Here is a 21,432-nt window from a genome sequence, read left to right on the forward strand (position 1 = left end):
GCAAAATGCGTACCAAGTCTCTAATTCATATATTAAATGAGAGTTTTACACAAAAAAGCGTGCACAACCGCAAAATTTTTCTATCATTTGAAAAGTTTTAAAAGGAAAATAGCAAAAAAATTTTGCGATTTTATAAGAATTTTAATAAAATTATAAAAAGTCAGTCTTCATAGGGTGAAATGAGGAGAAGATAATCTATGCGTACAGAAGACATTAATTTTAAACAGATCATTGAAATGAACATGCTATATGAAACTTTACTCAATGAACTCGATATCGGGATTCATATTATTAATGAGGAAAGTAAAACGATTATCTATAACCGCAAAATGATGGAAATTGAATCAATGGAACGCTCAGATGTATTATATAAAAGTCCTTTAGAAATATTTGCATTTGAAGAAAATAAAAATAGTACTCTTATAGAGGCATTAAAATTAGGAAAAACAAACAAAAATATAAAACAAACGTATTTTAACAATAAAGGACAAGAAATTACAACGATTAACGATACTTTCCCTATAATAGAAAATGGAAAAATTAAAGGCGCTATTGAAATATCAAAAGAAATTAGTAACTTAAAGCAAACAATAAGAATGGGCCCTTCTCGAAAACAGAGTACTAAATTTACCTTTGATCACATAATTGGTGATTCTGAAGCTATTCAATCAATCATTACTGAAGGAAAAAGAGTAATTCGTACATCTTCCTCCATACTTCTAATAGGAGAAACAGGCACTGGGAAAGAACTATTTGCACAAAGCATCCATAATGAAAGTCAGCGTTCAACAAAACCCTTTATTTCACAGAACTGTGCCGCTATACCTGATACACTCATGGAAAGCTTATTATTCGGTACAAACCGAGGTGCATTTACAGGAGCTATCGATAAAGCTGGTTTATTTGAAGAAGCGAACGGAGGAACTTTGTTATTAGATGAAATCAACTCATTAAGTCCAGCACTTCAAGCGAAGTTACTACGAGCTATACAAGAAAAAACAATACGAAGAATCGGAGGCACACACGAAAAAGAAATTGATGTTCGTATTATAGCAACTATCAATGAAGATCCTTTCGAAGCCATCGCACATAATCGATTAAGAGAAGACTTATATTACCGATTAAGCGTCGTTACTTTATGTCTTCCGCCTTTACGTGAAAGAAAAGAAGATATTCTAGCTCTTGTTCAGCACTTTATTGAAAAATATAATACTCAATTCGGGCTAAACGTAACCGATGTAGATGTAAATGTAAGAGAATTTTTCTATGCATACGATTGGCCTGGGAACGTACGGGAGTTGGAACATATAATTGAAGGTTCCATGAACTTAATAGAAGATGAAACCATCATTACAGCGTTTCATATGCCTACTCGCTTCCGTGAACGAATAAAAACAGAATTCAATATGCAACATGCACTAACTAATCACAATACTGATGCACCAAAAACTTTAAAACACACAATAGAAAAAATGGAAAAGAACTACATTAACCAAATTCTTAAAGAGAATCATGGCAACATCTCACAAGCTGCAAAATTTTTAGGATTAAGTAGGCAAAACTTACAATATCGAATTAAAAAACTGCATTTACACATATGAAATGAACATGTCTCCAAGTGTAAAAACAACTTGGTAAAATATGTTATAATAAACATATAACATGCTAGAAAGGGGCTATATATATGAGTAATGATAAAAAATTAAAGTTATTACAATACTTATACTTTTTCCCTGCCATGCTCTGCATGATGTTATTCATTAATGCCGATGTAAGCAGCTCTCCTTATGCAAAGCTATTTGGAACAATTAGCGGCTCCTTTGCAGCTATTATGCTTGCTGCTTTTTGGAATTTGAAGCTACGTATAAAAAACGAGAAATCTTCGTAATACTAAAAAAATCGAGCTACTTAGCCCGATTTTTTTATTTGCCATTAAAACTCAACATTCTCTAAATACAACCCACTTGCCTCAGCAAGACAATTAATTTGATTGCGCTGCTTTTCCTCTAAAATGTTTGGAATTGCTTCAGCATCTAATTGTCCTAATCCAACTTCAATTAATGCCCCAACAATTTTTCTTACCATGTTATGAAGGAAGCCGTTACCACTTACTCTAATTTGTACAAACCCTGCCTCTTCCATCACATCAAGTGTATATACTTCTCGAACCATAGATTTTTTCTTTGATTTCGCATTTGAAAAAGCAGTAAAATCATGTGAACCAACTAAATGTTTCGCAGCTGCTTTCATGCTTTCCACATTTAATTTTTTATTCACATGCATGCTGTATTTACGCATAAATGGATTTGTATGCTCTTCATTCCAAATTTTATACAGATATGTTTTTGCTTTAGAATTGTAACGAGCATGGAAACGATCATATACTTCTTCCACATTCGTAATGCTAATATCATTAGGTAAATATTGATTTAAATATTTTTTCACTTTATGTTCCACTAACTTCTCATCACTTTGAAAGTTAGCAACTTGATTCAAAGCATGTACACCAGCGTCTGTTCTACTACAACCGATAATTTCAATTTCTTTTCCGACCATTTCAGATATGACACTTTCAATTTTTCCTTGAATCGTATTATCATTATTACCGAGACGTTGCCATCCTTTAAAACGTGCACCATCGTACTGAATCGTTAATTTATAATTATGCATAATATTCTCCTTCATAGAAAATATTCCCTCATACCATGAGGGAATATTAATAAACTTTACTTTCTAACAAGCTTCACTACATTTTCTACGTGAGCTGTATGCGGGAACATATCAACTGGTTGCACATACTCCACTTCATAGCTCTTCATTAATGCTTGTACATCACGTGCTAATGAAGAAGGATTACAAGACACATACACAACTTGTTTCGGCTTCACTTTTAAAATTGTTTCCAGTAATTTATCATCGCAACCTGTACGTGGTGGATCGACAACAATTACATCTGGACGCCATCCTTCTTTTACCCATTTCGGTAACCATTGTTCAGCTTTACCTGCTTCATATTTCGTATTTGTAAATCCGTGACGCTTCGCATTTTTCCTTGCATCTGCAATCGCTTCTGGAATTACATCCATACCACGTACTTCCGCTGCATCGTTCGCAAGCCAAAGTCCGATTGTACCAACACCACAATACGCATCTACAATTTTCTCATCGCCTGTTAACGCAGCTGCTTTTTTCGCTTCATCATATAAAACAACTGTTTGTTCTGGATTCAACTGGAAGAATGCACGTGCTGATAATTCAAATGATAAATCACCAAGTGTTTCTTGAATTACTTCTTTTCCAGCTAATTTAAATGTTTTGTCTCCAAAAATAACAGATGTTTTACGCCAGTTTACATTTTGCATAATTGATTTAACCGCTGGCATCTGTTTTTGTACTTCTGCAACAAATTGTTCTTTATTTGGTAATTCTTCTTTCGTTGTAATAAGTGTAACTTGTACTTCCCCTGTTTGAACTGCAGTACGTGTTACAATTGTGCGTACTAAACCTTTTTGTTTTTTCTCATTGTAAATAGAAACATTTAATTTTTCTAAAATACGTCTTACAACTTTTGTCGCTTCATTCGTTGCTTTATGTTGAATCATACAGTGAGCAATATCAATTAACTGATGTGAGTTTTGTTTATATAGCCCTGTAATAACCTTTTCGTCTTTACGCCCCACTTGTAATTGACTCTTATTACGGTAATGCCATGGATTTTCCATGCCAAGCGTTGGACGAATTTTCTCTTCCATACTGTTTTTCATGTACTTCTCAAATGCTTGTACAACGATATCACGCTTTTGATTCAATTGTTCTTTATAATCTAAATGTTGCAGCTGACAACCGCCACACTCCTCATATACTGGACACGGTGCTTTCACACGATGCGGTGAAGCTTTACGAACTTTTTTCACTTTCGCTTCAGCGAAGCCACGCTGAATTTTCGTTGTTTCTGCAACAACTTCTTCTCCTGGTAATGCCCCTGGAATGAAAACAACTTGTCTCTTAAAATAACCAACGCCTTCTCCGTTAATCCCAAGACGTTTAATTGTCACAGGAAACGTTTGACCAACTTCCAACTTACTCTCATGTTGCTTTTGCATCATTATTACACCTCTACTCTATACTTTTCCATAAATATAACGCTGCATAACTGCAGTATGGTTCACACTCTTGTTTCACTTTTTCTAAAAATGCATCATCAGGTTTATCATCTAATTGAAATATACCTTGCACTGCACGCTGAATCCCAATGTCCGCTTTCGGGAACATATTTTTCCGTCCAAGCCCAAACATTAAAAAGTTTTGCACTGTCCATGCACCAATTCCCCTAATTGGCAACAATTGTGCTGAAACTTCTTCTTCCGTCCCATTTTCTATACTCGCTAAATTTAATGTACCACTGACAATACTTCGACCTAATCCTACTATATATTCAGCCTTTCGCTGACTAAACTTCTGCTCTCTCAATTCTTCTATTGAAATATTTGCTACTATTTCCGGAGTGGGGAAAAAGAATACACCGTTCTTCTCTATTCCATACCGTTTCACAAATTGTTCTGTTAACACAGTAGCAAATTTCAAATTTATTTGTTGGTGAATGATACAGCGAAGAAGACAAGCAAAATAATCAAATTCTAAAATAATTGGAGTATAAGCATATGTTTCAAATAGTGGACGTAATGATGTGTTTAAAAAATGATTTTGTATATCATGAAACGGTTCATTCCAATGAAAAATGGCCCTCATTCGTTTCATAACTTTCTCCGGATTTCCTGTCTGACTAGAAATCCAAAACTGTGGATTTTGAACAGTACCAATCCCTTGCAAGCGAACAATAACCTGTTCCTCGTCTATACAAAGCGGGATATAAATGACTTTCTCATCTAATTGAATGATGTTAAGAGGATCAAAAGATAAACGTTTTAATACTTCTTCAAAATGATACGGATACTCTAACGTAACATGTTCGCTCCACATACGTTTCCCCATCCTTTTTACACATCATTATAGCATGAGAAAACCGTAAGCATACATGCTTACGGTTAATTGCTTTTTACTAAGTCATCTAGACTTTTAAAATGATACCCTTTCTCGCGCAAATCATCAATGATTTTCGCAAGTGCTTCTGCATTATCTTTTGATATTGCATGAAGTAATAAAATAGATCCTGGGTGAATCATCGTCATAACATTATTATGCGCATATTGCCATCCTCTTTGCTGATCCACTTTCCAATCCAAAAATGCAAGTGACCAAAATACATTATAGTAGCCCATTTCTTTCGTAAGAGCTAACGTTCTTTCACTAAATACGCCGCGCGGAGGACGTACATATTTCACTTCTTTTTGCCCAGTTACTTTTTTAATTTCTTCCGTTACACTCGTTAATTCTTCACGAAGCTTCTCATCATTTACCGCTGTAAAATCAGGATGACTCCAAGAATGATTTCCAATAATGTGTCCTTCATCCTTCATTCTTAACAATAAATCTTTTTGTGTTTTAATGTAATGCCCCGTTACAAAGAAAGTTGCTGGTACTTTTTTCTCTTTTAATACATCTAAGATTTTCCCTGTGTATCCATTCTCATATCCATTATCAAATGTTAAATAAATATCTTTTTTCTTCGTATCTCCTAAATAAAACCCGCCATTTTTTTGCAGTAAATCCGTATATAACTTTCCTGCATCTGGTACTGTTTCATTTTTAGGACGCGGGATTCCCCAGTTATGTGGAGTATTTGTATAAGCCAATGCCGAAACTGGAACAAGTGCCATCATAATTGAAAAAATGAGACCGATATATAACCATTTATATTTCATAAATAGTCTCCTTTCCATATATAATCGTACCTGTAGTTTCTGTTTACTTACTTACTTTCATGCTGTGCATGTTTTTCTATATATACCAAAAAATGCATCTCGAAAGATTCGAGATGCATTTTTGTTTATTTAAATACCGGCTCTTTAAAGCTCGCTAATTTTTCAAGTGATGTTTTATCAACATCTGCATGTAAACTATTACCATGAGAGTCCATCGTTACAACTGCTTTAAAACCTTCAATGCGTAAATGCCACATTGCTTCTGGAATACCAAATTGTAAGAAATCAACATCTTTCACTTCTTTAATACATTCAGCATAATATTGCGCCGCACCGCCAATTGCGTTTAAGTACACGCCGCCGTGTTCTTCTAAAGCCGCTAATGTTTTCGCACCCATACCGCCTTTTCCAATAACAGCGCGAATACCAAATTTCTTCATAATATCGCCTTGGTACGGTTCTTCACGAATACTTGTCGTTGGACCTGCCGCTTTAATTTGCCAATTGTCATTGTCATCTTTCACAACAACTGGACCACAGTGGTAAATAATTTGTCCATTTAAATCTACTGGACAATCATTATCCATTAAATGCTTATGGATTGCGTCACGACCTGTATACATCATGCCATTAATTGTTACAACATCACCAACGCGAAGTCCACGAATTTGCTCTTCTGTAATTGGTGCTTGTAATACAATCTCACGTTGCTCTGTTTTTTCTTGTGCTTCATGCTGAAGTGTATCTTCACCTTCTTGATATAACCAATCCATAATTTCACCTGTTTCAGGATGGATTGTTACACCTAGGCGGCGATATGCCCAGCAATTATACGCCACAGATACGTAGAAGCTAGCCGGCAGGCGGTTATACACGCCAATTTTACAGCCCAGTAAAGTTGTTTCTCCACCAAATCCCATTGTACCAATGCCAAGCTTATTCGCATTTTCTAATACGTACTCTTCAAGTTGTTGTAACTCTGGTACTGGATTGACATCATCTAATGTACGGAATAATTGATTTTTTGCTAATTCATAACCTGATGTGCGGTCTCCCCCGATACCAACACCAATTACACCAGCACTACATCCTTGACCTTGTGCTTGGTATACTGCATGAAGAAGGCATTTACGAATTCCTTCTAAATCACGGCCAGCTCGTCCAAGTCCTTCTAGTTCACACGGTAAGCTATATTGAATATTTTTATTCTCACAGCCACCACCTTTTAGGATTAAACGTGCATCAATATAATCTTTTTCCCATTGTTCAAACTTAATAACCGGTGTACCTGGTCCTAAATTATTTCCACTATTGTCTCCAAAAAGAGAGTCAACAGAATTTGGACGAAGTTTACCATCTTTTGTCGCCCGCTCAAGCGCATTATAGATAGCTTCCTTCAACTTTAATTGATTCACACCAACTGGTGTATAAATTTTAAACGTTGGCATCCCTGTATCTTGGCAAATCGGTGAGATGTTATCATCAGCCATTTTAATATTATTTGTAATTGTGCCAAGTGCCATCGCAGAACGAGTCCCTGCATTTTCTCGCTCTTTCGCTTGTTGAATCGCACGACGAACATCTTTCGGTAAGTTCGTTGACGTTTCAACAATTAGTTGATACATGCTTTCTTGAAGCTTTTCCATTGTTACTTCCCCCTCAATTGTGAACGCTACCAAAACGTTATGAGCTGAAAATTCCATTGTTATGCTCTTTAGCTTTTTATTTGTTTCACGCTATTAAAGCATAAATGAAATTTTTCACAACTTGATTATACCTCTTTTTCTATCGTCCTTCTATTATCCGCACAGAAAAAGGCTACCAAATTGGAATTGGCAGCCTTTTTAATATATTATTCGTCTTTTTTAAATTGCTCACATTTTAATTCTAATTCATCTAACATTGCAAGAAGACGATCTACATCTTCTAATTCTACTTCTTCAGGTTCAATTGTATCAATTACTTCAATGAACATATTTAAACGCTCTTTTAAATATACTAATTGTGTATCTTTATCTTGAATTGCTTTTCCCATGAAGGCACTCTCCTTTTAATTCGAGTTGCTTTTATTATACCGCAAAAACGATTGCTATGGGCATGAAATTTCATCAATTTTGTCACAGTCATCCACTATAATGTAAGCCCTCTCTCTTTTCACGCTAAAAAGTTTCACTTTATAAAAAGCACATATTCTTCTATTATAGAGAATGGACAAATTGTTATTTCAATAGTCAAAGGAGTATTTCATATGACGATATCACAAAAAATGAAGCCGATTACTCCTTCTTACGATCCATGGGAAGCGTATATGGACCTTGAAGAGTACGGCAAACTACTATTAACAAATGTTGAATTTACAACGACGACGTTATGCAATATGCGCTGTGAGCATTGCGCTGTTGGTTACACGTTACAGCCGAAAGACCCAAATCCGCTTCCGATGGATCTTTTATTAAAACGATTAGATGAGATTCCTCATTTACGTTCTTTAAGTATTACTGGCGGAGAACCTATGCTTTCAAAAAAATCCGTCGACAACTATGTAACACCACTCTTAAAATACGCCCATGAACGAGGCGTTCGCACTCAAATCAACTCTAACTTAACTATAGATTTAGCACGTTACGAACAAATTATTCCTTATTTAGACGTGTTGCATATCTCTCATAACTGGGGAACAATTGATGACTTCGTTGAAGGCGGATTTGCAATGATGGAGCGTAAACCTACTTACGAACAACGTGCAAAATTATTCGAAAGAATGATTACAAATAGTAAGGCTCTATCAGATGCAGGTGTACTTGTATCGGCCGAAACAATGTTAAACAAAAGAACTCTACCACATATTGAACATATTCACCGTCAAATCGTCGAAGAGATGGGCTGTAAACGTCATGAAGTTCACCCAATGTATCCAAGTGACTTCGCGAGTAATCTAGAGATTTTAACAAAAGCTGAAATTCGTAATGCAATTGAGCATTTACTAGAAATTCGCGATGAAAATGTATGGATGTTATTTGGAACGTTACCTTTCTATGCTTGTAGCGATGACGAGCGAGACATTGCCACATTTAAAAAATTACAAGAGAGCAAAAATGTCACTGTTCGTAATGATCCAGATGGCCGTTCTCGTTTAAATGTAAATATTTTCGATGGAAATATTATTGTAACGGACTTTGGTGATGTTCCACTTCTAGGAAACATACAAACAAACACATTACAAGAAGCATATGACAAATGGAGTGCTTCAAAAACAGCAAAATCATTAAGCTGTCACTGTCCTGCAGTAAAATGTCTTGGACCAAATGTTCTTGTAAAAAACAGCTACTATCCGACAGAAGATTTCTTATCAAAAACAGCAAACATTACATTATAAAAAAACGTCAGCTTATAAGCTGACGTTTTTTATGTTATTGCGAGTGGGAAGAAGAAATGAATTTAAAAAATAAATGATCATGAATTGGAATCGCCGCTCCAATTCCTTGAGAAGTAATATTTTTCACAACAAGTCTTTTTTGATTTCCCTTTAATACAAGATACACTTCTCCAAATGTTACTTTTCCCTTTTCATTTACTGCTGGTGTATAAGCGTATAAATATCCGAGTTGACTCGGACTAATATTATACACACGCTCATGTCCAGTACCATAACCAATAGTTGTTTTAAACGAAAGGGGCAATTGTACTTTTTCAAGCGCTTTGAGAAGCATCATTTTTTTCACATCTGCAGCATCTTTCATATCTGCTGTTAAATCGCCTTCAACCGTCTTTTGTGTTTCTTGCTTATAGCGAAGTGGATATAAACGGTCTCCTCCGCGATTATCATACACATTTCGATTCACTTGTTTATATTCCCAATTAATCGATGTGTCTACTGATTCATAATGTAAAGCCCATTGACCTAAATAAATTTTTGCCCGGTACCCTACTGCAAGCGGCGCATTTGAAATTGTCGTTTCATTAAACATCCGAATTAAGTCTGGATTTTCAATTTTAATATTAGCTGTTTTCAATAGTTCTTGAGCAAACTTACTTGGCTGTAAACGTGGCAAATCTTGCGCATCATTTGGAAATGTATTGTCTTTTGAAATATTTAAAACAGATGAAGGCATTTTTGTTCCTACTGTTGTCTTTGCAAAACTCATGTTAGGAAATAATAAAATAAACGAGACCATAGTTGAAAGACATATGCTGTATACTCGTTTCACCTGTCTGGCTCCTTCCTATGTAAAGGTATATATACTACTTTGTTTATTGTTTTCTCTGAGCACAATTGTTATGCCTATTTTTCATAATAAATAAAAACCAATTCCCATAATGACATACGCGGCTAGTAAAGTGCCGCCTTCAAACCAGTTTGTATCTCCATCATTTGAAATCGCAATCGTTAAGAAAACGGCTGTAATCATAGATACAAGTTCTGGTATGGTAAATACTAAAGGCATCTTCTGCGCGAAGAACATAGATAGCAATACTAGTACAGGAGCAACAAACATGGCGATTTGTAATGTAGAACCTATTGCAATTTCGACTGCAATATTTACTTTATTTTTATAAGCCATAATAATTGCAGATGCATGTTCCGCTGCATTTCCAACAATTGCAACGATAATAACCCCTATAAATAATTCTGACCAACCAAATGATTTTGCAACAGTTTCAAAAGTATGCACGAGCGCCTCTGATACATAAGCTACCGCCAGTGTTGCTATCGCTAAAATAAGGAGTGCCTTCCCTTTCGACCACTCTGGCTCTTCTTCATGCGCTACTTCGTCACTTTTATGTTGATATACACCACGGTGCGTAACTAACTTAAATAGTAATGCAGCAATGTACATGATAATCATAATAATAGAAACACCTATACTTAATTGATACGTCTTGCCAGCGTCCATCTTCATTGAAAAGATCTCTGGGATAACAAAGGCCACGACAACAGCAAATATTAATAAAGCTGAATTATGCCTTGCATCGTAAACGTTAAAGCTTTGCCTTTTATATTTAAGTCCACCTACAAAGAAGGATAGTCCTCCTACTAATAATAAATTTCCAAGTACAGAACCCGTTAAAGAAGCTAACACCACTTCAATTAACCCCGCTTGAAGTGCAAAAATTGAAATGATAAGTTCAACAGCATTACCGAAAGTAGCATTTAATAATCCGCCTATTCTAGGACCAGATACAATTGCTAAACTCTCTGTTGCTCTCCCCATAAAACCAGCTAACGCGATAATCGTAATACAATACACAGCGAACATAATTGTTTCTGGCCAATGAAGTGTTTTTCCAAGTACAGATAGTGGTACACCTATAAGTGCTACTATAAGAAATATTTTATTAAACATGCTTTTCACCCTTCCATCGTATGTATTTCTCCTCAATATTATTATTATTCTTCTCCTAACTTGTCCGATTTCATCACAATTACGTTTAAAAAATCGGATTGAAGAAAACAGTATGAAAGATATTTAAATTATCTTGTTTAAACAGACAGAATTATAAATTGTGAAAAGGGGTTAAAATTATGCACTTAAAAGAAAAAATCGCAACTATTATTCAAGGTCAACGTACCGGTGTATTATCTACAGTACGAAATGAGAAACCTCATAGCGCCTTTATGATGTTTTTCCATGAAGATTTTGTACTGTACGTTGCAACAGATCGACAATCAAAAAAGATAACAGATATTGAAAACAATCCTAATGTCCATGTATTACTCGGACGAGAAGGGAAAAAGTTAGATGAAGATTATATTGAAGTTGAAGGGTTAGCTTCAATCGAGGAAGACTCGACATTAAAAAACAAGTTTTGGAATAATAGCTTAAAACGTTGGTTACTCGGCCCCGAAGACCCTAATTACGTATTGATAAAAATCAATCCCGACACAATTTATTACATTGATGGTGCCGGTACGACGGAGCCTGAGTTTTTACGACTATAAAATAAAACAAGCCCCCCTTAGGTGGGCTTGTTTTGTCGAAAAGTTCTTTTGAAAAAAACAATAAAATAGGTGGAACTTTCTAAAGATTCTGTTATATAATAGCAGTAACTTAAATAAACTGTATTAAAACAGATTGAGAGGAGAAATAAAATTGATGAAGAGAGAAGAACGCAAAAACATGATTGAGTTTATTGAAAAGAAAAAAGGGATTGAGCGTGACGAATTACTGTTTATGACAGACGATGAAGTAGAACATATTTATAATGTAACGTACTTTTTATATGAGGAAATTGCAGAGTAGTATAATAATCCCCACCTTATTAAAAATATAAGGTGGGGATTATTTCGTTATTTAGCCCACTATTTGCGGGCAGTCAAACTCCCACCTTAAAATTCAGGTGGAACAAGAAGTTAAGTTGAAGTCGTGCTTCCTATAAACCTCAATTGCTTCAACTTTATACATGAGAATCATTTTCATGTATAATACTGTAAGATTGGAGGGATTTTACTATGAGTTCGTGGCTCTTGTTTGCACTATTATCAGCAATTGCTGCTGCCCTTGTATCGATTTTTGGAAAGTTTGGTTTAGACGGAATCGATGCAAACGTTGCAACAACAATTCGATCTATTATTATGGCATTATTTATGATAGGCGTTATTATCATACAAGGTAAATTTCAAAATATCGGCGACGTACTGCTAAATAAAAAAGCACTGCTATTTATCACATTAAGTGGGATTGCAGGTGCTTCGTCATGGCTATTTTATTTTCTTGCCCTCAAAACAGGAAAGGTTTCACAAGTAGCTCCTGTCGATAAATTAAGCGTCGTATTTGCTATCATTCTCGCTATGATTATACTCGGTGAAAAGTTAAACTTTATGACCGGCGTTGGTGTAGTCTTTATTACAGCTGGTGTATTATTTATTGCTTTCAGCTAAAAAAACCGCTATTAGCGGTTTTTCTTTTTCTTTATATAAAACCATACAACACATGTAACAACTGCTGAAATTAATAAAATCCATATTCCATAATGATGTAAACTATACTCAACGAAGCGCCACTTCTCGCCTAACTTCCAGCCAAGCCCAATAAAAACACTTATCCAAATGAGCGCACCACCGTAAGCGTACAAACAAAAACGCCAAAGTGTCAAATTTGATACCCCAGCAAAATATGCTGTTAAATGACGTACTCCCGGTATAAAATAACCAATCATTAAAAGAAATGGCCCATATTTTTCAAATAAAATATGTGTTTTTTCAATGTGATGTTCTTTAATTCTAATTTTCGGCCCATATTTCTTTAAAACAGGGAGCCCAAGTTTTAAACCTAATATGTAGCTTAACGTAATCCCTAACATCGCACCAGCCATCCCACTTAAAAAAGCAGCGGTTCCTGACATAACTCCTTTTGAAACATTATAACCAACAAAGGTCAATAAAAACTCGTCTGGTATCGGTAATCCGACAATCCCACCAGCCAAGGCTATAACAATTCCAAAATAGCCATAATGCGCGATTAACTCGCCAATATGTTGTTCCATTCGGAAGACACATCCTATGCACGATCGTTATTCCACATTGTACCCTTTCTATCTTTAAGGCAAACATGGTATACATATTCACTATACATTGTTTTTATAATGAACTCTACTTCTATTCTTTCCTTTAACAGAGATAAAATTAAACTTCAATCCGCGTGGGTTTTCTTCATCCTCTACTGATTATTAGCCTACATCCATCAGGCTTCTACAGGTATCTCGCCTCCGACATAATTCACTTACATTCACTAATTTTGAGATTAGATTCTTACTGCCTGCAAATGTCCTGATAAAAAATAAAAATTCATATGCGTGTTTTTTTGTTACAATAAAGGAAAGTTACTTTTCGCAACGGTTTAACTCTCAAGAAAAATGATATATCTAGCAAAAACATAGTTTGGTCTATATAATCCAACTTCTACCTATTAAAAGAACATGAACCCTTTTACATACAACATCATTTTTCTAAATTATACAGGGGGGAACGAACATGACCATTGAAAATCAATTTATTCAAAAAGTTTACTATAAAACATTTTTAACAGAAGAAACTTCTACTCCTGCATCGGAAGTACTCGGTGAAGCATATATAAATGAATCTAAAAATGAATTCTCCAACATTTCTAATATTCGATTTGCTCAAGGTGAATTTTATTATCAAAATAAAGATTTTGAAGCAGCTATATTTAAATGGGAAAAAGTTAATAATACTCTTGCACTTTGGGCAACAAAAAATATTGCAGATGCTTATTTTGAACTAGGATTCCTACCAAAGGCAGAAGAAATTTATCAATCTATTCAAACAGAAGATACAACTCTTACGATGGAAGTTTCATTACAACTTCTTTCTCTTTATATCGAACAAGATCGTTTAGGACTTGCTTTTAAGACGATTAGTGAAGCTGTTGCATTCCAACCGGATTATCCAAACATTACTGCAATTGCACGTTCTTTCTATGAAAAACAAGAAGATTGGAACAACGCTATCGAACTAGCTGTTCAAGAAGGTATTCGAACACAATCTTTACACTGGTTTGATACATTAATAAATTACATAAACAAAGGATTTACTAAAAATATTAAGCCTGAATATTTCTATGAGTCTTTAAAAGCTCTATATGCTGTTGATCAAGCTCAATTTAAAGAACTTGTTATTGCTCTTTGGAATAGCTACCAACATGAATCCTTATACCTTCCTTGGATTCAAAGTATTAATCATTTATTCTTGCATATTGAAACAGACAATAATGACGATTGGAATGAAATTTCTACTCGCTATCAAGAAACATACTTTGCATTAATTACCGGAAATCATTTTATGCATGAATTAAACGGACTTGTACCAAATCTATTAACAAATTGGTTCAGTTTAACGAAAGCAAAAGATTCTCTAGTTGTCTCTGCAGCAGTATTAGCATGGAATGAAGTCTCACCTACAACCTTAGAATCATTACTCGTAAAAAGTGCTGGATCCTTACTTTCTAATACATCAGCTGAAGCAGATGTAAATATGGAAATAGTTTCTCATTTATTCGAAACAATCGCTGTATGGGCTGAGAAAAATGATGTAGATTTAAGTCATCAATTTACGCTACTCGTCCATGAACTATGTGATTTAAATGTCACACCACTACTAATAGCTGGAACTCGTGACCATGATAAAACATCATTTGTTAATTCAATATTAGGAGAGAACATCTTAACTGAAACTTTAACAACTCCTATTCTATTTAAAGACGCTAGTCAAACTGAAATAACAGAATTTACCGAGTTAGATATCAGAAATATCTCTAACCTTGATGAATTCCATCAAATAGCGGCTACATCTGCTCAGTCAGCACTTGAGAAAAAATGTATAGAAATTAAGCTACCAAGTAGATTTTTAAGAAAAAATAAGTTTACATTTCTTATTACACCATCCATTCAAGGACAATTGGATAAAAACAATGCATACTTTGAATACTTACAAGCAGCAGATAGCCTTGTTTACGTATTAAATTCTTCTTCACCATTGCATAGTGAAGAAATTGATACGTTAATTTATTTACGTGAACAAGTACCAAACTTACAAATTCACTTCGTATTACACACAAATAATACGACTACTAATGAAAAACTAATTAGTAAACTTAAAGTACATTTTCCAGATGCACAATTCTTCCCATACTCTCCTTCGCAAGAGAGTAGTCAGCAACTTGGAGATGTAACAGAATCTATTCTCTCTAATCTTGCAAAACGCAATATAGAAAAAGAACGTATAGAAAAGCTAATATGGTTTACGCAAAAGACAATTGCTTATCTCATAAATGAACGTGTGGAATTAGAAAATACATTAGTAAAATCCGTACGCTGGAATAAACACATCTCAGTGAAACTTACTGGATTTATTAATAACCTTACTGCTCTTGAAAAAGATAAAATTCGCTCTATTACCGAATCCTATCTTTTAACGAAAGAAGAAATTACACGAGATATACATTCTCAAATTCCTGAATTATTACAGAGCTGCTCTGATCTTGTTCAAGAAGATAGTGATTTCAAACTAGTTCATGAAGAATTAAATGCTGCAATGAATGAACGAGTTCAAAAGCATGTACAACAGGTACTTCTTCCTAAATTTACTGGGTCTATTCAAGAATGGATTGAAACAGCACATAATGAATTTATTCAAGCTCAAGCTTATTTAGATGAAATGAGTGAAACGTTTAATAAATTATATAAAGAAGAACGTATGAAACTTCCTTGCGATTTCAAATTATTAGATGATTGGAATCGAGATGTTGTACGAATGACAAATCGAATTACAGTAACGAACATCAATATTTTATTACGCTTTACACCAACACAGTTTTTCTTAAAAAGTGCCGGAAAATTATTTGGTAATATGCAAAAAAACCAATCTATGCTCGCCAACAAATATAAACAATATATTGAAACAGAAGACTATACAGAAATTGCTCACACAATTTCAAAACAATTCTTCCTACAATTTGAAGTATTTGAAGGTGCATTAGAACGTGATATCATGATGTTCTTTAAAGATCCACTTAGCATATTGAAACAAAATGTGGATGCAGCTCAACTTGAGATAAAGGAAGACGAGCAAACATTAGCAACGCTAAGAAGCAATCCAGAAACATATCATGATCCTTTGGCGTTATTTAAACTACAATTGCTACAACATAAATTCGTTTTAAGTACTACAAAGAAACATGAAGATATGTTTGTATCTAACGAATCTCCTACTGTTTAACAAAAAAACCAAGCAAACTAAAATTTGCTTGGTTTTTTACTTTATTATTTTCATATGTTCAAACGGATAATAAATGCCTGCTAACTTTCCTAACACATCTTCTCTATCAATAAAACCTAAACCATTTCTACTATCTTTACTTATTAAGCGATTATCTCCCATAACAAAAATCTTATTTTTAGGAACTGTAATCGGTCCAAAGTCCTCTGTTAAATTCATAAGTTTTTTTTCTGCTTGTTTTTTATTACTATCCAAATACTCTTCATCTTTCACTTCAGAATTTACATATAATTGATCATTTCTCATCTCAATTATATCTCCAGATAATCCAATCACTCTTTTGACATAAAAATTATCTGTTTTCACAACAATAATATCTTCTCTCCCATAGCTTTCAAATTGTTTTGCTAACTTATTAACAATTACCTTATCTCCATCTTGCAACGTTGGCCTCATAGATGCTCCTTTTACAGTCGTAGGGAAAAACACAAAAATTTTCGCCAAAAACACCAATAAACATGCAATTGCAATAGTTCCAAAGAATTCACGCCAACGTTTTTTCTTTTGCATCATTTCACCATCTCATCATCTTTTTACTTTTATTATAAATAATACAACTGATATTTTTCTACAAAATTCTGAATTATAAAATTATAATATTAGAAATTTCAAAATGTTAATACTGATCAAATTAAACAAGCAAAAAAGATACTCTCAAAATAGTCTATTCACTATTTTGAGAGTATCTTTTTATAATCCCACATATACAATACACATTTGAGCAGCTACATATGTAAACCAAATCCAAAGTGGCTCATACTTCAATTTACGCCCTCCGATATCTGTCACGCCAATAATAAAATCAGAAATCACAAACAGTAAACCACCAAACGCTGGTATCCACCATATTCCTGTATTTTCATAATATAAGGCGAATGCAAAGCAAGCCATTCCTCCAACCCACAATCCGTAAATTAGAGCTCCTATCGTAAACAATTTATCCTGTTTATCATTTCGGATAAAGAAGAACCATCCTACAATTAGAAAGAGCCCATATACGAGTAAGCCAATCCAAAAACCATTCCACGAAATTCCTGTTTGCAAAAATGCTTTTACATAAAAACAATGAGCAAGAGCGAAAGTAACCATCCCACCAATTAACCTGTGACCAATTGGAATCAGCCCAGCCATAAACAAATCTCCCACAGTCGATAAAGTCATACCAAGTGCAACCCACGTACTATACTCTACAGATGGATCTTGTAACCATATCCAAATTGCACTACCTGTTAAAGAAAAACTAAGAATAAGACGGATTGCTAAAGGTAACGGCATATTATCTTTCGTTCTTTTTGTCTGCCGCATTGCATAAATTGCACCAATTAAAAAAAGAAGTATTTGCCCAATTAACACCACGTAAAGTAGATTCATAATATGTTCTCCTCAATAAATGCTTTTTGTATCTTTTTTCGTTACACTTAGTCTATTATCCTTTTTCTATAAAAAAAGAAGAACAGTACTGTTCTTCCATTGTAATCGCTTTTCTGCTTTCTATGCTACTTGTTTTTCTTTCTCTATTTTTTGCTTAGCTGGCGTCCGATTTACCACAATAATTCCCGCGGCTACACATGCTAAACCGAGTAACACAAATGAATGAATTGCTTCACCTAAAATCATGCTCGATAATAACACACCAAATACGGGTATAAAGAACATATACATAGATACTTTTCCAACCTTATTGTACTTCATAATTGTATTCCAAATGCAAAAACCAGCTGCAGATAAGAAAGATAAATAAATCAGCATAAGTAGTGCATGTAGACTAAATGTAAATGGCATTACTCCAACTTGTAAAGCCCCTATACATAATAATCCTATAGAACCAAACATCATTTGGTATGCTGTCATATAGCCAACATCTAACGTTTTACTACCTTCTTTCGCTAATATGTTTCCATATGAATACAGCATTGCTGCACTAAGAAGTAATAAGCTTCCGATTCCAAAATGAAATGATAAGCTACCATCACTCGGCATATTTACTAAAACGACGCCACAAAAGCCAATCGATACGCCAATTATTTTTCTCATATTGAGGGCATCATCTTTATATAAAAAATGGGCGAGTAAAATTTGAAAGAATGATGATGTCCCTGAAATGATAGCTCCTTCAATTCCCGAACTATAACTCATTCCAATATAAAAACAGATATATTGAAGAAACGTTTGGAATAAACCAATTTGTATTAACTGTTTCCCCGTTCCTTTTTTGAAGCTCATATCTTTTCCTAACACTTTAAAGAATAATAAGAGCATGAATCCAGATAAAAAGAAACGATAACCGGCAAATAATATTTGCTCTCCAACTTCTTGTGGTTGAATTCCAAGTTCAACATAACTTAATTTAATAAAAGGAAATGCGCTTCCCCATAAAAAAGTTGCTACTATTGCAGCAATAAATACGCCAATCGGATGGGTAAAAAATTTCTCTGTCTTCACTTGTTGTCTTCCTTTCCGACCTTTTTATGAACAATATTCATATATACCAAAGGAATTGCGAAAACACAAGTTTTCCGTTTATACTTGAAACAAAACCGTACCATCTCATAAAAACATATGATATACTATAGAATAATTACAACATAAGAACGATTAAAAACAGATTCAACAGAAATGCTGCTATCCATTATGGATGGCAGCTTTCGTCGTTTTATAGGGGTTTCGATTTTGATTATTTTTCTCAATAAGAATTCGGAAGGAGCGAGTAGTAATGAACTCAGAAGTAAAAACGGTACACGCAAAAGAAACAATTTCTCATCCCTCTTTATGGGACACATTAAAAAAACATTATGAACTTGTATTTGCAGTAGCATCTGGTATTTTTATTTTAGTTGGTTGGTTATTTACAAAGAACGATGCAATGAATGTAGGTATTACTTGCTATATCCTTGCTTATATAGTTGGTGGATATGCAAAAGCAAAAGAAGGAATTGAAGATACGATTGAAGAAAAAGAGCTAAATGTTGAAATGCTAATGCTCTTTGCAGCTATTGGTGCTGCAATTATTGGCTACTGGGCAGAAGGGGCTATTTTAATCTTCATCTTTGCACTCAGCGGTGCTATGGAATCTTATACGTTAAGTAAGAGCCAAAAAGAAATTTCCGCTCTTCTTGACTTACAGCCTGAAGAAGCATTACGTATTTCCACCGGAACTGAGGAACGTGTTCCTGTTGGAGAGTTACAAATTAACGACATTATTTTAATTAAACCCGGTGAACGTGTTCCTGCTGACGGTACGATTCATAACGGTGAAACAAATATCGATGAGGCAGCAATCACAGGAGAACCTATTCCAAATGAGAAAAGACATGGCGATGAAGTATTTGCCGGTACTGTAAATTTACGTGGTGCTATCGAAGTTAAAATTACGAAGCCGAGCGATCAAACATTATTCCAAAAGATTATCCGTCTCGTCCAAAGTGCACAAAGTGAAAAATCACCATCACAACTATTCATTGAAAAGTTTGAAGGAACATACGTAAAAGGTGTACTACTCGTTGTTGCGCTTATGATGTTCGTTCCTCATTTCTTACTTGACTGGAGCTGGAATGAAACGTTTTATCGCGCTATGATCTTACTTGTAGTCGCATCTCCTTGTGCGCTCGTAGCTGCCATTACACCAGCTACGTTATCAGCCATTTCTAACGGAGCGAGAAACGGTATTCTCTTTAAAGGCGGTATACATTTAGAACGCCTTGCTTCTGTGAAAGCAATCGCGTTTGATAAAACAGGAACATTAACAGAAGGTAAACCTACCGTAACAGATGTATATGTTCGAGAAAATATAACAGAAAAAGAAGTACTTTATATTACAGCATCAATTGAAAGTCACTCTACACATCCTTTAGCTGAATCCATTGTTAAATATGCACAACATGCGTACGACATTACTTTAAAAAAACCAGAAAAGGTTGAAGATGTAACTGGTTTTGGTCTAAAAGGAATATTGGAAAACAACGCTTATAAAATAGGTAAAGCTGATTTTATCGGTGAAGAAACAAAGACATTTCATAATGGTATTTCTGCCTCACTTGAAAAAGAAGGTAAAACTGTCGTTTATATTAGTGATGAGGGAGGCATTCTTGGACTTATCGCTTTAAAAGATACGCTTCGCCAAGAAACAATAGCTGCTATTCGTGATTTACAAAGCATTGGTGTCGAAGCAATTATGATTACTGGAGATAATGAAGAAACGGCAAAAGCAATTGCCTCTGAAAGTAATATAAAGGAATATTACGCATCATGCTTACCAGAAACAAAAGTTGAAACGATTAAAAAGTTAAAAGAAAAATACGGTACAGTAGCAATGGTTGGAGACGGTATAAATGATGCACCTGCCCTAGCTACTGCTAGCATTGGTGTCGCAATGGGAGAAGGAACAGATGTAGCTTTAGAAACTGCAGATGTTGTACTGATGAAGAACGAACTATCTCGCCTTTCCCAAGCAATTCGTTTATCAAAACGAATGAACCGTATTGTGAAGCAAAACGTAATCTTTTCGCTAGTCGTTATTGCCATGCTAATTTGTTCAAACTTCTTGCAATTTTTAGCTCTTCCATTCGGTGTTATTGGCCATGAAGGAAGTACGATTCTTGTCATTTTGAATGGCTTACGATTACTAAAAGGAAGCAAATAAAACGGGTCCCTCATAGAGGACCCGTTTTTTTAGTGATAGCTATTATGACCGTTCGCACTGCTACTCGTTTTATGCTTTGGATGCGAACTGCTCTTTTGTTTATTATTACTTTTATTATTATGGTTCTTTTTATTATTACTCATGAAATATCCCCCCTGTTCCTTTTTATTATGGAA

General features: G+C 34.7%; 20 protein-coding genes. 8 read left to right on the forward strand and 12 right to left on the reverse strand.

The features are described from left to right. Positions 1-197 precede the first annotated feature (197 nt). Both MRP26_RS23405 and MRP26_RS23410 read left to right on the forward strand, forming a co-directional pair. Entirely contained in the window at positions 198-1,601 is a 1,404-nt protein-coding gene (locus MRP26_RS23405) for a sigma-54 interaction domain-containing protein (protein WP_098679277.1), read from the forward strand. 83 nt (positions 1,602-1,684) lie between these two features. Next, positions 1,685-1,888, forward strand: a complete 204-nt coding sequence (locus tag MRP26_RS23410; protein ID WP_197241079.1) for a hypothetical protein — start codon at positions 1,685-1,687, stop codon at positions 1,886-1,888. Between the two features lie 44 nt (positions 1,889-1,932). On the opposite strand, the gene truA is transcribed toward MRP26_RS23410, so the two are convergent. The 6 genes from truA to MRP26_RS23440 form a co-directional block, all read right to left on the reverse strand. Then, positions 1,933-2,670: a tRNA pseudouridine(38-40) synthase TruA gene (gene truA / locus MRP26_RS23415; protein ID WP_098679278.1), complete on the reverse strand. Its 738-nt coding sequence runs from the start codon at positions 2,668-2,670 to the stop codon at positions 1,933-1,935. A 56-nt stretch (positions 2,671-2,726) separates the two neighbouring features. Next, a complete protein-coding gene (gene rlmD, locus MRP26_RS23420; protein ID WP_053565331.1) occupies positions 2,727-4,106 on the reverse strand; it encodes a 23S rRNA (uracil(1939)-C(5))-methyltransferase RlmD in 1,380 nt (459 codons plus the stop codon). 10 nt (positions 4,107-4,116) lie between these two features. After that, positions 4,117-4,980, reverse strand: a complete 864-nt coding sequence (locus tag MRP26_RS23425; protein ID WP_197241080.1) for a DNA-3-methyladenine glycosylase family protein — start codon at positions 4,978-4,980, stop codon at positions 4,117-4,119. 65 nt (positions 4,981-5,045) lie between these two features. Continuing rightward, positions 5,046-5,822 carry a delta-lactam-biosynthetic de-N-acetylase gene (gene pdaA / locus MRP26_RS23430; RefSeq protein ID WP_242806994.1) on the reverse strand — a complete coding sequence of 259 codons (777 nt, stop codon included), beginning with the start codon at positions 5,820-5,822 and terminating at the stop codon, positions 5,046-5,048. A gap of 125 nt (positions 5,823-5,947) precedes the next feature. Then, positions 5,948-7,468, reverse strand: coding sequence for a class I fumarate hydratase (gene fumA, locus MRP26_RS23435; RefSeq protein WP_000413530.1), 1,521 nt, complete (start codon positions 7,466-7,468; stop codon positions 5,948-5,950). 206 nt (positions 7,469-7,674) lie between these two features. Then, positions 7,675-7,857: an SE1561 family protein gene (locus MRP26_RS23440; RefSeq protein WP_000513558.1), complete on the reverse strand. Its 183-nt coding sequence runs from the start codon at positions 7,855-7,857 to the stop codon at positions 7,675-7,677. Positions 7,858-8,070: 213 nt separating this feature from the next. Here MRP26_RS23440 and yfkAB point away from each other — a divergent pair, with 213 nt between their 5' ends. Beyond that, positions 8,071-9,198 (forward strand): radical SAM/CxCxxxxC motif protein YfkAB, encoded by a 1,128-nt coding sequence (gene yfkAB / locus MRP26_RS23445; protein WP_000156025.1) that lies wholly within the window; start codon positions 8,071-8,073, stop codon positions 9,196-9,198. 34 nt (positions 9,199-9,232) lie between these two features. Here yfkAB and MRP26_RS23450 read toward each other — a convergent pair whose 3' ends face one another. Both MRP26_RS23450 and cax read right to left on the reverse strand, forming a co-directional pair. Beyond that, complete coding sequence (locus MRP26_RS23450) at positions 9,233-10,030, reverse strand: YfkD famly protein (protein WP_002083605.1); 798 nt, start codon at positions 10,028-10,030, stop codon at positions 9,233-9,235. 81 nt (positions 10,031-10,111) lie between these two features. Continuing rightward, a complete protein-coding gene (gene cax / locus MRP26_RS23455) occupies positions 10,112-11,167 on the reverse strand; it encodes a calcium/proton exchanger (protein ID WP_140155518.1) in 1,056 nt (351 codons plus the stop codon). 179 nt (positions 11,168-11,346) lie between these two features. Here cax and MRP26_RS23460 point away from each other — a divergent pair, with 179 nt between their 5' ends. The 3 genes from MRP26_RS23460 to MRP26_RS23470 all read left to right on the forward strand — a co-directional run bounded on the left by MRP26_RS23460 (position 11,347) and on the right by MRP26_RS23470 (position 12,702). Beyond that, a complete protein-coding gene (locus MRP26_RS23460) occupies positions 11,347-11,763 on the forward strand; it encodes a pyridoxamine 5'-phosphate oxidase family protein (protein ID WP_000550219.1) in 417 nt (138 codons plus the stop codon). A gap of 154 nt (positions 11,764-11,917) precedes the next feature. Continuing rightward, positions 11,918-12,064, forward strand: coding sequence for a BH0509 family protein (locus MRP26_RS23465; RefSeq protein ID WP_000817786.1), 147 nt, complete (start codon positions 11,918-11,920; stop codon positions 12,062-12,064). A gap of 209 nt (positions 12,065-12,273) precedes the next feature. Further along, positions 12,274-12,702: an EamA family transporter gene (locus MRP26_RS23470; protein WP_088024138.1), complete on the forward strand. Its 429-nt coding sequence runs from the start codon at positions 12,274-12,276 to the stop codon at positions 12,700-12,702. Positions 12,703-12,713: 11 nt separating this feature from the next. On the opposite strand, the gene MRP26_RS23475 is transcribed toward MRP26_RS23470, so the two are convergent. Then, on the reverse strand, positions 12,714-13,307 hold the full coding sequence (locus tag MRP26_RS23475; protein WP_000434876.1) for a DedA family protein: 594 nt from the start codon (positions 13,305-13,307) through the stop codon (positions 12,714-12,716). 487 nt (positions 13,308-13,794) lie between these two features. Here MRP26_RS23475 and MRP26_RS23480 point away from each other — a divergent pair, with 487 nt between their 5' ends. Then, positions 13,795-16,557, forward strand: a complete 2,763-nt coding sequence (locus tag MRP26_RS23480; RefSeq protein ID WP_242806996.1) for a tetratricopeptide repeat protein — start codon at positions 13,795-13,797, stop codon at positions 16,555-16,557. Between the two features lie 36 nt (positions 16,558-16,593). On the opposite strand, the gene lepB is transcribed toward MRP26_RS23480, so the two are convergent. The 3 genes from lepB to MRP26_RS23495 all read right to left on the reverse strand — a co-directional run bounded on the left by lepB (position 16,594) and on the right by MRP26_RS23495 (position 19,059). Beyond that, on the reverse strand, positions 16,594-17,130 hold the full coding sequence (gene lepB / locus MRP26_RS23485) for a signal peptidase I (RefSeq protein WP_000983310.1): 537 nt from the start codon (positions 17,128-17,130) through the stop codon (positions 16,594-16,596). Positions 17,131-17,307: 177 nt separating this feature from the next. Further along, positions 17,308-17,988, reverse strand: coding sequence for a lysoplasmalogenase (locus tag MRP26_RS23490; protein WP_001051080.1), 681 nt, complete (start codon positions 17,986-17,988; stop codon positions 17,308-17,310). Between the two features lie 120 nt (positions 17,989-18,108). After that, entirely contained in the window at positions 18,109-19,059 is a 951-nt protein-coding gene (locus tag MRP26_RS23495; RefSeq protein ID WP_000845702.1) for a DMT family transporter, read from the reverse strand. Between the two features lie 271 nt (positions 19,060-19,330). On the opposite strand from MRP26_RS23495, the gene MRP26_RS23500 reads away from it, so the two are divergent. Beyond that, the gene (locus MRP26_RS23500; protein WP_242806998.1) at positions 19,331-21,256 is read left to right on the forward strand and encodes a heavy metal translocating P-type ATPase; all 1,926 of its coding nucleotides are present in this window, start codon (positions 19,331-19,333) and stop codon (positions 21,254-21,256) included. Positions 21,257-21,432: the final 176 nt, after the last annotated feature.

The organism is Bacillus sp. CCB-MMP212 (genome assembly GCF_022748145.1).
GTDB classification, from domain to species: Bacteria; Bacillota; Bacilli; order Bacillales; family Bacillaceae_G; genus Bacillus_A; species Bacillus_A cereus.